Here is a 13,247-nt window from a genome sequence, read left to right on the forward strand (position 1 = left end):
TTTCTCTTTATTTCGTAACCATCCGTGAGATGACGAGGCGTTGGATTTCCTGCGTCCCCTCATAGATTTGCGTGATTTTCGCATCCCTCATGAACCGTTCCACCGGGTAGTCTTTCGTATAGCCGTATCCACCGAAGATCTGGACAGCTTCTGTCGTCACCTTCATGGCCGTATCCCCTGCCATCAATTTCGACATGGCCGATTCTTTACCATACGGAAGACCTTCCGACTCGAGCCATGCTGCTTGATAAGTCAGGAGCCTGGATGCTTCGATGCTGGTCGCCATATCGGCAATCTTGAAGGAAATCCCTTGATTCGCAGCAATCGGCTTACCGAACTGCTCCCGTTCCTTGGCGTAGTCCACAGACGCATCGAGGGCACCCTGGGCAATCCCCACTGCCTGGGCAGCGATGCCGTTCCTGCCTCCATCAAGAGTCATCATGGCGATCTTGAATCCTTCCCCTTCTTTCCCAAGAAGGTTTTCCTTCGGTACTTTACAGTCTTCAAAGATGATTTCAGTCGTAGGTGAAGATCGGATTCCGAGCTTCTTCTCTTTTTTCCCTACTGAGAAACCTGGGAAATCCTTCTCGACGATGAAGGCACTCGTCCCGCGCTGACGCTGTGATGGATCGGTCAGGGCGAATACGACGTAGGTGTCGGCGATGCCGCCGTTCGTGATGAAGATCTTCGAGCCGTTCAGCACGTAGTGGTCCCCTTCAAGGCGTGCAGTCGTCTTCATGCCGCCGGCATCAGATCCCGATGCCGGCTCCGTGAGACCATAAGCCCCGATTTTCTCCCCTTGTGCCATCGGACGGAGATATTTCTGCTTTTGTTCTTCCGTACCGAATTTATAGACCGGCCACCCGGCAAGGGACGTATGGGCAGACAGCGTCACACCGATCGATGCGCACACCCTCGAGAGCTCTTCTACTGCGATGCAATAGGCAAGGAAGTCACTTCCGATACCCCCGTATTCCTCCGGCCAGGGAATGCCCGTCAGTCCGAGTTCGGCCATCTTTTGGAAAAGCTCCATATCGAAGCGCTCTTCTTCATCTCTCTCAGCAGCCGTAGGCGCCACTTCGTTCCTGGCAAAATCGCGGACCATCTTCCGGATCATTTCATGCTCTTCGGATAATTTGAAATTCATCTTCGTTCCCCCATCTCATGATTGTTAAACAAGCAGGTGCTTCCCGATCACCATCCGCTGGATCTCGCTCGTACCTTCATAGATTTCCGTCACTTTGGCATCCCTGAAAAGCCTCTCCACGGGATATTCCTTCGTATAGCCGTACCCTCCGTAAACCTGGATCGCTTCCGTTGAAACATCAACGGCGGCTTTTGAGGCGAATAATTTGGCCATGCTCGCTTCCTTGCCGCAGGAGACTCCCCGCGAACGGAAATCTGCCGCCCGGTATACAAGAAGCTTCGATGCTTCCACGGACGTTGCCATATCGGCAAGCTTAAAGCCGATGCCCTGTTGGGCGGCAATCGGCTTCCCGAACTGCGCGCGCTCTTTAGCATAAGCTGTTGAAAATTCGAATGCGGCTTCAGCGATCCCAAGAGCCTGGGCCGCGATTCCGATGCGGCCCACATCCAGATTGTTCATGGCGATCCTGAATCCGTCTCCGCGCTTACCGAGAAGATTTCCGGCAGGTACCTTCATGTCTTCAAACGTCAGCTGGACCGTACGTGATCCGTGGAGCCCCATCTTATGTTCGTCCTTCCCGATCACGAGGCCTTCCGTCCCTTTCTCGACGATGAAGGCCGAGACGCCGCGGCTACCCATATCGGGATCCGTCACGGCGAACACGATGTAGGTATCCGCCTCCCCACCATTCGTGATGAAGACCTTTGAACCGTTCAACACATAATGGTCACCCCGGTCTTCCGCCTTCGTTTTCAAGCTCTTTGCATCAGATCCCGCACTCGGTTCCGTCAGGCAGAATGCCCCAAGGTATTCGCCGCTTGCAAGCTTCGGAATATAGGTTTGTTTCTGTTCTTCCGTACCGAAATAAAGGATCGGATTCGTGCCGACCGACGTATGGACCGACAGGATGACCCCGATGGTGGCGCTCACCCTCGACAGCTCATGGATGGCAATGATGTAGGAAGTGAAATCCATTCCTGCGCCTCCATACTCTTCAGGAATCGTGATTCCCATCAATCCGAGCTCTGCCATCATATTCAGGATCTCCCTGGGAAATTCCCCATCTTCCATCCTCTCAATGAATGGACTGATCTCAGAGTCAGCAAAGTCACGTACCATCTTCCTCATCATCTTCTGCTCTTCTGTGAAACGAAGTTCCATGCTTCATTCCTCCCTGTTGTATGGCCTCATGGAACTCAATATTCGTAGAAGCCTCTGCCTGTCTTGCGTCCAAGCCAGCCTGCCTTGACATATTTCCTGAGGAGCGGACATGGGCGGTACTTGTCGTCTCCGAACCCTTCATGGAGTGTTTCCATGATGTATAGGCATGTATCGAGTCCGATGAAATCTGCCAGCGTTAGCGGGCCCATCGGGTGATTCATCCCAAGCTTCATCACACTATCGATGTCTTCCTTGCTTGCGACCCCTTCATACAAGGTGTAGACCGCCTCATTGATCATCGGCATGAGGATCCGGTTTGCCACGAACCCCGGGAAGTCCTCCACTTCAACCGGTGTCTTATAGAGCTTATTCGTCATGTCTTCGATGGCTGCATACACTTCATCTGTCGTGGCCAGACCCCTTATGATTTCAACGAGCTTCATGACCGGCACGGGATTCATGAAGTGCATCCCGATCACCTGTTGAGGGCGATTGGTCGCCGCTGCAATCTCGGTGATGGGCAGGGATGATGTATTCGTCGCAAGGATCGTATGCTCCGGCGCGATTTCATCGAGCTGGGCGAAGATCGTCTTCTTGATGTCCATGTTCTCAACCGCCGCTTCGATCACAAGGTCCACCCCTTTGGCATCCTGAAGGTCAGTGGATGAACTCAACCTTCCTGTCACCTGATCTTTTTCATCTGCAGACATCCTGCCCTTCTCTACGGCGCGTGCAAGATTCTTTCCAATGGATGATAGGCCCCTCTCGACGAATTCCCCTTTCAAATCGTTCAGTGTCACGTCATATCCTGCCTGGGCACATACCTGGGCAATTCCTGATCCCATCTGACCCGCTCCGATTACCATTACCTTTTGTATCGACACATTCATTTCCCCCTTTGTGGATTCCCTCACTTCTTCGGTACCTCAATCATGACGGCATCTCCCTGGCCGCCTCCGCTGCAGATGGAAGCGATCCCGATGCCTCCTCCACGTCTTCTCAGTTCATATGCAAGGGTCAGGATGATCCTTGCTCCGCTTGTTCCAATCGGGTGACCAAGGGCTACCGCACCCCCATTGACGTTCACTTTTTCTTTATCAAGACCGGCAATCTTGGCGCTGGTCAATGCCACTGCCGCAAATGCTTCATTGATTTCAAACAGATCGATTTCTTCCAGTGTCTTCCCCGTTTTCTCTAGCAGTCCGTTGATGACGAGTCCCGGAGTTTGAGGGAAATCCTTTGCCTCTACGGCTACGGCATGGGAGCCGATAATCGTGGCAAGGGGTTCCTTCCCTTCTTTCCCTGCCCGCTCTTCGCTCATCAGGACCATGGCACATGCTCCGTCGTTGACTCCCGGCGCATTTCCTGCCGTGATGGTCCCACCGTGATCAAACACTGGTGACAGCTTCGATAGCGCCTCGAGGGACGTACTCTTTCTCGGTGCTTCATCCTGAGAGATCACCACTGGCTCTCCCCTTCTCTGCGGAACGGGAACTGGTACGATTTCTTCCCCAAGATGCGCTGAAGCTTCCACTGCACGCTGATGACTGCGCAGCGCCCACTCATCTTGTTCTTCCCTTGAAAGATCGAATTCCTTTGCGGTGGAATTGCCGTAGGTGCCCATGTGGACCCCATTGAAGCTGCAGGTCAGACCGTCATGGACCATAAGATCCTTCACGCTCGAGTCTCCCATCTTATAGCCCCAGCGAGCTTTCGGGAGAAGGTAGGGAGCGTTGGACATGGACTCCATCCCGCCTGCGACGATGACTTCCCCGTCCCCGGCACGGATGATCTGGTCACCGAAGGTCACACTCCTCATTCCGGATGCACACACCTTATTGATCGTCTCGGTCCTGACCTCCCAAGGCAGTCCAGCATGTCTCGCCGCCTGTCGGGAAGGGATCTGACCCTGCCCTCCTTGGAGGACGCTGCCGAGGATGAGTTCTTCAACGTCTGCCGGACTGACGCCGGAGCGCTCCAATGCTTCCTTGACTGCCAATCCACCGAGTTCCGAAGCCGTAAAACCGCTCAATCCGCCTCCGAATTTACCGAATGGGGTCCTTGCCCCTTCCACTATGACTGTTCTGCCCATCTCCATCGCTCCCTCTCTTTTGTATACGCTTACAATAATGTTGAAATAAAAAAGCTGACGACTGAACGCTCGCTCACCAACTGATCAAATGAAGAGGGACTAAAAACGTCCCTCAACATTCATTGTACTTGAAATTACTTCCTTTTCAAACCTTTTTTACTAGATTAAGAGGCGGCTTGATCCGGACCACTTCCACATACGGCTTTCTCAAGCAGTTCTGCTACATCCAGGGTCGAGACCGTTTCTTCCACTTCCTTTGCCTTTGTCCCATCAGACAGCATCGTGAGGCAATAAGGACAACCCGATGAGATGACAGAAGGGGCAACTGCAAGCGCCTGCTCTGTACGCGATACGTTTACGCGGTGCCCTGCATCTTCTTCCATCCACATGAGTCCGCCACCTGCCCCGCAGCACATGCCTTTTTCTCGGTTCCGGTCCATCTCAACCAGTTTCACACCGGAAATGGCCTTGAGGATCTCACGCGGAGGATCGTAGACTTCATTGTAACGGCCAAGGTAACAGGAATCATGGAAGGTGATCGTTTCCCTTACCTCATAAGTCGGCTTCAGCCTGCCGTCCCTCACCAGTTCATACAGGAGTTCTGTGTGGTGATAGACTTCCGCTTCTAGTCCGAAGTCCGTGTACTCATTCTTGAAAATGTTGTATGCATGAGGATCGATGGTGACGATCTTCTTCACGTCATTCTTCTCGAACTCTGCGATATTCTGACCTGCTAGCTCTTGGAACAGGAATTCATTCCCGAGTCGGCGAGGCGTGTCACCGGAGTTCTTCTCCTTGTTACCGAGGATGGCGAATTTCACACCCGCTTCATTCATCAGTTTGGCGAAGGAAAGGGCAATCTTTTGACTGCGGTTATCGAATGAACCCATGCTTCCAACCCAGAAGAGGAATTCGAACTCTTCGCCGGCCTTCTTCAGTTCTTTGACCGTCGGGATGTGAACATCTTCGCGGGCTTCACGCCAGTTCTCACGTTCCTTCCGGTTAAGACCCCACGGATTCCCCTGACGCTCGATGTTCTGCATCGCACGCTGGGCGTCGGCATCCATCTTTCCTTCCGTCAGTACAAGATAGCGGCGAAGGTCGATGATCTTATCGACGTGCTCATTCATGACCGGACATTGATCTTCACAGTTACGACAGGTCGTACATGCCCAAATCTCTTCTTCCGTTATGACATCGCCGATGAGGCTCGGGCTGTAGGCAGCTGCTGAAGCCGCTTCTTCTGCGGCAGCAGTCGCCCCTGCCATGGCCAGCTGATTCCCCTTCGTATGATTGAAGGCAAATGTCGGGACCCATGGTTTTTTCTGAGTGACGGCAGCCCCGTGGTTCGTCAGGTTGTCACGCAGTTTCACGATGAGATCCATCGGAGAAAGCATCTTCCCTGTACCGGTCGCCGGACACATATTCGTACATCGCCCACACTCCACGCACGCATAGAAATCGATCATTTGCGTTTGGGTGAACTCTTCAATCTTCCCTACGCCATAGCTTTCGACCGTTTCATCTTCAAAATCGATGGCTTTCAGCTTACCGGGAGGATCGAGACGGTTGAAGTATACATTGGCCGGTCCAGCAATCAAGTGAGCATGCTTGGATTGAGGCACATACACAAGGAATGCAAGAAGGAATAAGAGGTGTATCCACCAGGCGACGTAGAAGATTGCGACAGAGGCCGTTTCACCGATTCCACCAAGCGCTCCCCCAATTATAGACGCAATCGGCTCCGTCCATGAAAGCTCTTCAGCATGCCAGATCAGGCTCATTCCGTTCCCGACAAGGACTGAAAGCATGAGTCCTCCGATGAACAGAAGCACGAGACCGGACTTGAATCCTCGCTTCAATCGCACAAGCTTCTCCACATATCGGCGATGGAAGGCCCATACGACGGCGACCAGGATCATCAGCGTGACGATTTCCTGGAAGAAGGTAAAGCCGGGATACAATGGACCAAGCGGCAGATGACTGCCTGGTGCAAGTCCCTTCACGATGAAATCAATGGCTCCGAATTGCACGAGGATGAAGCCATAAAAGAACATTACATGGATAATCCCGCTCTTTTTATCCTTTAGAAGCTTTTTCTGACCGAATACATTTACCAGTATCTTCTGGAAACGCTCTTTGAAGCGTTGATCGAACTCTACTTTCTTACCGAGCTTGATGAATTCTATCCTTGTTTTCACCACATAGACAAACAAACTGAGTGCGTAGACAGTCACAAGGACAAATGCAATCCAGTTCACGATCAATAATCCGTTCATGGAACAAACCCTCCCCCTTCTTTGGTCCAGTTCCGCGCGAACTTTTCAAACCAAATAAATATTCTGAATAATCCTTACCTCCATTATATAATGAATGAGCATTCAGTCAATGGTTTTTCTTTATTTTTGAAAACCTTTTCATTTCGATTGCTACTGGATTCATCCCCTCCAGGTTTCCACCGTCCTGCGAAAGGGAAAAGAAGAAAGGATGCAAAGGAAAGACATTGTACGGACATACTAATAAGAACTCGAATGAGAGAGTGATGTAGATGTGGTGGATCATAATCATTGGAATACTGATCATTGCGGCTGCCTGGGTGGCAGTCGATTTTAAACTGGGGAGACAACATTTCATCCGGACGCGCATGAAGCGTGATTACCCCGTGCGCGAGAGCGATATTCAGCTTTTTTCAAGGGGACCGGATCTTTTTGACACGATGTTCAAAGAAATGAAGATGGCGACCTCGTCGATCCATGTGCTTTTCTATATCGTACAGGATGATCATTTCGGCTTCCGTTTCATGGATCTGCTCATGGAAAAGGCCAGGGAGGGCCTTGAAGTCCGGCTCCTCATGGACCAACTCGGCAGCTTCAGCGTATCCAAAGCGAAGGTCCGTGAATTGAAGGACGCAGGTGTGGAGGTTGCCTTCACTCAGAAAGTCAGGCTTCCCTATCTCTTCTTCTCCTCCCAACAGCGGAACCACCGGAAGATCACCGTCATAGACGGGGTCATCGCCTATATGGGTGGCTACAACGTCGGGAAAGAGTACATCGATGAAAACGACAAGCCGGAGCTTTCCCCTTGGAGGGATTATCATTTGAGGATCGAAGGTGAGGGCGTGCATGATCTGCAGACGGAGTTCACGATCGATTGGTATCGGGGTTCCCGAAAGCAGATCGAGGATGATCCGAAATACTTCCCTGCACCGGAAAAGGGTCTGATCAAGCATCGGATCTTCCCCACAGAAGGGGTCAATATCGAAGATTTCTTCCGGGAATTCATCGATGAAGCCAAGGAAGAGATCATCATCGGGACTCCTTACTTCATTCCCACCCCTGTCTTGATGGATGCCCTTTGCCGTGCCCTGGACCGTGGCGTCGATGTCTCCATCATCGTCCCGGACAATGCCGACCATATAATTGTCAAAGAGACGGCCTTCCCTTATTTCAGGAAGCTTCTTCCGAAAGGCGCAAAGGTCTATCAGTTCCTGAATGGCTTTTATCATGCTAAGCTCCTTGTCATCGATGATCACTTCTGCGATATCGGAACAGCTAACTTTGATCAGCGGAGCTTTTTCATCAATTTGGAACTGAACAACCTGATTTACGACAAGGCCTTTATCGGGACGCTTAAAAAAGAGATTGCGAAGGATATGATGGAATCTGACCTTCTTTCTTCTGAGGATCTAGCAAACGTATCCGTCATGACCAGGATCAAGGAAAAGATCGGCGGAGCCATATCAATTCTACTCTAGGAGGGATCGCCTGATGAAGATTCGCTTCGGATTCGTGGCCAACTCCCTCAGTCTGTGGGATGCAAGTCCAGCCAAAACGATGACATTCAAACGCTATACGGAGCTCCCGGCTTCCGAACGAATGGATAAATTGAAAGAAGTGACCGCACTCAACCTGTACCATACGAAGCGGATCCTCTACTTCTGTGCAGCCCATGAAATCGAAGTATACCGGCTCTCGAGCTCCCTCGTGCCCCTCGCCACCCATCCAGAGGTGGAGTGGGACTTCCATTCCCCGTTCAAAAAAGAATGGGCAGAACTCGGAGATCTGATCCGGCAATTCGGGATCCGAGCAAGCTTTCATCCGAACCAATATACCCTCTTCACCAGCCCTCGGGACCATGTAACAGAAAACGCGGTGAAGGATATGATGTATCACTACCGGATGCTCGAACTCATGGGCATTGAGGATCAAGGCGTCATCAACATCCATATCGGAGGGACCTACGGGGATAAAGAAAAGACACTGGAACGTTTCCATGAAAATCTAAAAACGCTCCCAGATGAAGCGCGGAAGGTCATGACCCTCGAGAATGATGACAAGACCTATGATGCAGGGGAAACGTTGGCTGCGTGCCAACAATCCAACACTCCCATGGTCCTCGATATCCATCACCACGAGGCGAACCGTTGTGAACAGCCGCTCGAAGATCTTTTACCGGATATCTTCAACACCTGGCAACACCGAGACCTTGTACCGAAAATCCACGTCTCTTCGCCAAAATCGGAGAAGGCGTTCCGCTCCCATGCCGATCTCGTCGACTCGACCTTCGTCGAAGGCTTCATGAAACAGGTGAAAGAGCTCGATCAGGACATCGACATCATGGTGGAAGCAAAGCACAAAGATCTCGCCATGCTGAAGCTCGTGGAAGACCTTTCCTCCATCCGGGGTGTCAAACGCTTATCCGGAGCCTCCCTTACCTGGTGAGTTTGATATACTGGGAAGAAAAAGGATGATTCCCATGAATAAAGTATGCCTGTCCTGGAGCGGGGGACGTGACAGCATGATGATGCTGGACAAAATCGGAACCGCTCATGGTTTACTGACCACGTTCCAAAAGGCCTCTTCCACGATGATGATGCACGAGGTCCCCCTGGAGCTTGTAAAGATCCAGGCTGAAGCCCTGGGAATCCCCCTCTATCCTGTTTCATTTGAAGACACGCCGACCAATAAACAATACGAAGAGACCATGGGCACAGCCGTCCATGGGCTTTTGCACGAGGGCTTCACCGAGATGGCATTCGGTGACCTCTTCTTAGAGGAGATACGGAACTATAGAGAAAAGCAACTGGAGTCGTCAGGACTGAAGCCCATTTTCCCTCTGTGGGGGGAGGACACAAAAAGCTTATCAGAGCGCTTCATCCGACGCGGCTACCGGGCCATTGTCGTCTGCGTGGATGAAGAACAGCTTGATTCTTCGTTTTTAGGCAGGGAGTATGATGAATCTTTCCTCCAAGACCTGCCTGAACACGTAGATCCCTGCGGAGAGAATGGGGAATTTCACTCCTTTGTCTTCGACGGCCCCCGATTTGCATTCCCAGTGCGTTTTTCGGTTGTGGGGACATTTCGTAAGTGGGATCGGTTTGAGTATGTACAGTTGAAAAGAGATACGCAAAGCACTTCCTCTTTCTGACCATGTGTCGGGCGGTCTGTGACTCACCATAGACTGCCCCTCACTCTAGTTAGGGTCGTGATCCAATTGTTTTGACAGATAGAGAATATAACGCGTCACCTTCTGGCCATTCTGCTCTAATGACATACAAGACGTCACTCTTTTCATCATTCGGTAGAGTAATGGTGTTGCCTGCAAGTTGTTTAAAAACCACCTCTTCATCCTCCCAAACGCCAACCTCAATCAAATCCGGCTCCTGAGCAAAATCAATCGATACAGTCTCCCCTGCTTCCACATCATTTGTCACATCGGCATGGTCAAGAAGAGAAGGAGCATCAGACGAAACCGACCTTTTATTTTCCGACCAAGTAAACGTACCCAACGTATAAGACAAGTCCTCTTCCCCCGCCGAAATAGTCAAATCAGGCGGCTTCAAATCCTCCCAAGCCGTCACCCCGCACCCCGTCAAAAAACACAAGACAGCAAACACACATAGATACTTCCTCACCATCATCCCCCCGTCTCTTATTGAGTCATCATAACAGGAAAATTATTACATAACAAAGATAACCTACTCACTCCCCGAAGAAAGTAGCCCGCCACGGCTGTATGAAACGGACCTGATGGCACCATGATTCTCATCTAAAGCAGAAAGAAGGCTTCATGCCTACCTCCTCCTCCATCACACAGTGCAATGCAGCGAAGGGCGACTGACTCCTTCGGAAATAAAGTGAAGCTCGAGACCCCTGAAGCACAGCTGAGGAGGCTCGACTCACTACCCGAGGAAAGCAGGCGGCCGCAGCGGATTGGAACGGGCTTGATTTCAACTTAATTTTCATCTAAACCAGAAGGGGGTTTTCCCAACTATCTCTTCCTTAACCGCAGAGTGCAATGCAGCGGAGGCCGACTGACTCCTTCGGGAATAGAGGGATGCTCGAGACCCCGGAAGCGCAGCTGAGGAGGCTCGACTCACTCCCCGAGGAAAGCAGGCGGCCGCAGCGGAATGAAACGGACTTCATTCCCCACTGATCTACATCTAAAGCAGAAAGGCGTCTTTTCAACTTCCACCACCACAGAGTGCAATGTAGCGGAGACCGGCCGACTCCTTCGGGAATAGAGGCAAGGTTGAGACCCTGCAGGCGCAGCCGAAGCGGCTCAACTGACTCCCCGAGGAAAGCGGCCGGTCGTAGCGGAATGGAACGGCCCCTGTTCCCACATCCCCATTTATACAAATTTGGCTCCCACGTCTATCTATGTCCACAGCAAAAAAACGAGCACGCCCCAAAGGAAGCGTACTCGCTAAACAAAAACCTTACATTTTCTCCGGTGCAGAAACCCCAATCAATGCCAACGCATTCTGAAGCGTAATCCGTACCGTCTTCACAAGCGCCAGACGGGCCGTAGTCAACTCACGGTTCTCCCCATCAAGAACTTTATTCGCATTATAGAAGCTGTGGAAAGCCGAAGCCAAATCATTGATGTAATTAGCCATGCGGTGAGGTGTACGTTTCTCCGCTGCATCAGCAATGACCTGTGGGAATTCACCAAGCTTCTTCAACAAATCGATCTCTTTCTCCGTTCCGATCAGGCTCAGGTCAATCTTGTCTTCAGATGCAAGTCCCTGCTCATCTGCCTGACGAAGGATGCTGCAAATCCGTGCATGAGCATACTGCGCATAATAAACCGGGTTCTCATTCGACTGGGAAACGGCAAGATCCAGATCGAAGTCCATATGCGTATCCGCACTTCTCATTGCAAAGAAATAACGAACGGCATCAAGGCCGACTTCCTCGACCAGTTCACGAAGCGTCACGGCTTTACCGGTACGCTTGCTCATCTTCATCTTCTCGCCGTCCTTGTACAGATGGACAAGTTGGATGATTTCCACTTCAAGCTTGTCGCGGTCGAAACCAAGCGCCTCGACAGCTGCCTTCATACGAGGGATGTATCCGTGGTGATCCGCTCCCCAGATGTTGATAAGGACATCGTGTCCACGGTCGAACTTGTCTTTATGATAGGAAATGTCAGGAGTCAAGTACGTGTACGTACCGTCATTTTTGATCAACACGCGGTCTTTATCGTCACCGAGTTCAGACGATTGGAACCAGGTCGCCCCGTCTTTTTCGTATACATGGCCATTGTCTTTGAGCGTTTGAAGGGCGGCATCGATCTTCCCGTTGTTGTAAAGGGATGTTTCAGAGTACCAGACGTTGAATGGTACTCTGAACATTTCAAGGTCCTTTTGAAGCTTCGCCATTTCGGTCTTCAAACCGTATTCACGGAAGAACGCATAGCGGTCCTCTTCACTCGCTTCTGCGTATGTGCGTCCGTGCTCGGCAGCAATATCCTTCCCGATCTGGATGATATCGGCACCGTGGTATCCGTCTTCTGGCATGGCTTTATCTTCGCCGAGGGCCTGGAAGTAACGGGCTTCTACTGACACAGCAAGGTTGTGGATCTGGTTTCCGGCATCATTGATGTAATACTCACGTGTGACTTCATAGCCTGCCTTCTCGAGAACGTTGCACAGGGAATCACCGACAGCGGCTCCACGGGCATGACCAAGGTGAAGGTCTCCGGTAGGATTGGCGGATACGAATTCCACGTTCACTCGCTCTCCGTTTCCGGCATTGGACTGTCCATAGTCATGGCCTTCATCAAGGATGACAGGAATCAAGTCGTTGAGGTAGGCGTTGTCCATGAAAAAGTTGATGAAGCCCGGTCCTGCGATGTCCAGCTTCTCGATGGACGCTTTAGATTGATCAAAGTGATTGATCAGCTCTTCTGCAATCATGCGCGGAGCTTTTTTTGCCACGCGCGCGAGCTGCATCGCCATATTTGTGGAATAATCCCCGTGGGTTTTATCCTTCGGAGTCTCCAGGATCACATCAGGGATCTGGTCTTCAGTGGCAAGTCCCGCTTTAATGACAGCGTCCTTGATTTCTGCTTTCAGTTTTTCTTGCACGTTTTCAACAATATTCATGGGTCTACGCTTCCTCCTTGTAATGAATGGACATGATATACTCTCCAACCGGATTGCCTTGCATCTTCAGTTGATAGGTAAGATTGAAATCCCCTTCAAGGGATGCATCCATCTGGGTGTGGGATAGGGAATAGGTCTTGGTGGTCAATAACAGTGTCCCCAACTGACTTTCATACGAGCCATTCTGTTCTTCCTCTTCGTTGAAGGCCATCCTCATCTTGACGGCTCCACTGCGGAGGATCAGGGCCTGACGGTCGGTCAGCTTGACGATCGTATTGGTGGTGCCTTCCTCTTGTACCTCATCGTACTTCAGGAACACGGCTCCTGCTTTCTCATAATATCGGCCGAATGAGATCAATTCATATGAATCGCTCTCTTCCCCGATGGTGATCTTTGTTTTCAAGTGAATTTTGACAGGGGTGGAATCGGTCGGTGAAGCTGTCAAACCACTCACATCC

At 51.1% G+C, this 13,247-nt stretch carries 11 protein-coding genes and 1 pseudogene; 3 read left to right on the forward strand and 9 right to left on the reverse strand.

Annotated features, from left to right (window positions below; genetic code table 11):
* Positions 1-7 precede the first annotated feature (7 nt).
* From K6T23_RS20665 to K6T23_RS20685, 5 genes are all read right to left on the reverse strand, one after another.
* The gene (locus tag K6T23_RS20665; protein ID WP_238283190.1) at positions 8-1,147 is read right to left on the reverse strand and encodes an acyl-CoA dehydrogenase; all 1,140 of its coding nucleotides are present in this window, start codon (positions 1,145-1,147) and stop codon (positions 8-10) included.
* 24 nt (positions 1,148-1,171) lie between these two features.
* Positions 1,172-2,308, reverse strand: a complete 1,137-nt coding sequence (locus K6T23_RS20670) for an acyl-CoA dehydrogenase (RefSeq protein WP_238283191.1) — start codon at positions 2,306-2,308, stop codon at positions 1,172-1,174.
* Between the two features lie 35 nt (positions 2,309-2,343).
* Positions 2,344-3,192: a 3-hydroxybutyryl-CoA dehydrogenase gene (locus tag K6T23_RS20675; RefSeq protein ID WP_238283192.1), complete on the reverse strand. Its 849-nt coding sequence runs from the start codon at positions 3,190-3,192 to the stop codon at positions 2,344-2,346.
* Positions 3,193-3,218: 26 nt separating this feature from the next.
* On the reverse strand, positions 3,219-4,400 hold the full coding sequence (locus K6T23_RS20680) for an acetyl-CoA C-acetyltransferase (RefSeq protein ID WP_238283193.1): 1,182 nt from the start codon (positions 4,398-4,400) through the stop codon (positions 3,219-3,221).
* A 164-nt stretch (positions 4,401-4,564) separates the two neighbouring features.
* Positions 4,565-6,679 carry a (Fe-S)-binding protein gene (locus K6T23_RS20685; RefSeq protein WP_238283194.1) on the reverse strand — a complete coding sequence of 705 codons (2,115 nt, stop codon included), beginning with the start codon at positions 6,677-6,679 and terminating at the stop codon, positions 4,565-4,567.
* 269 nt (positions 6,680-6,948) lie between these two features.
* Between K6T23_RS20685 and cls the strand changes: the two genes are divergently transcribed.
* From cls to K6T23_RS20700, 3 genes and pseudogenes are all read left to right on the forward strand, one after another.
* A complete protein-coding gene (gene cls / locus K6T23_RS20690; protein WP_056539256.1) occupies positions 6,949-8,154 on the forward strand; it encodes a cardiolipin synthase in 1,206 nt (401 codons plus the stop codon).
* 13 nt (positions 8,155-8,167) lie between these two features.
* Positions 8,168-9,121, forward strand: coding sequence for a UV DNA damage repair endonuclease UvsE (gene uvsE, locus K6T23_RS20695; RefSeq protein WP_238283195.1), 954 nt, complete (start codon positions 8,168-8,170; stop codon positions 9,119-9,121).
* An 82-nt stretch (positions 9,122-9,203) separates the two neighbouring features.
* Positions 9,204-9,728 (forward strand): annotated as a pseudogene (locus K6T23_RS20700) (Dph6-related ATP pyrophosphatase); the annotation flags it as partial.
* A 148-nt stretch (positions 9,729-9,876) separates the two neighbouring features.
* Here K6T23_RS20700 and K6T23_RS20705 read toward each other — a convergent pair.
* The 4 genes from K6T23_RS20705 to K6T23_RS20720 all read right to left on the reverse strand — a co-directional run bounded on the left by K6T23_RS20705 (position 9,877) and on the right by K6T23_RS20720 (position 13,243).
* The gene (locus tag K6T23_RS20705) at positions 9,877-10,296 is read right to left on the reverse strand and encodes a hypothetical protein (RefSeq protein ID WP_238283197.1); all 420 of its coding nucleotides are present in this window, start codon (positions 10,294-10,296) and stop codon (positions 9,877-9,879) included.
* Positions 10,297-10,681: 385 nt separating this feature from the next.
* Complete coding sequence (locus K6T23_RS20710; protein ID WP_238283198.1) at positions 10,682-10,867, reverse strand: hypothetical protein; 186 nt, start codon at positions 10,865-10,867, stop codon at positions 10,682-10,684.
* A 251-nt stretch (positions 10,868-11,118) separates the two neighbouring features.
* Complete coding sequence (argS, locus tag K6T23_RS20715; protein WP_056539266.1) at positions 11,119-12,789, reverse strand: arginine--tRNA ligase; 1,671 nt, start codon at positions 12,787-12,789, stop codon at positions 11,119-11,121.
* Between the two features lie 4 nt (positions 12,790-12,793).
* Entirely contained in the window at positions 12,794-13,243 is a 450-nt protein-coding gene (locus tag K6T23_RS20720; RefSeq protein ID WP_420493483.1) for a YwiB family protein, read from the reverse strand.
* Between the last annotated feature and the right edge of the window lie 4 nt (positions 13,244-13,247).

This window comes from Rossellomorea marisflavi (genome assembly GCF_022170785.1).
Taxonomy (GTDB): Bacteria; Bacillota; Bacilli; order Bacillales; family Bacillaceae_B; genus Rossellomorea; species Rossellomorea marisflavi_B.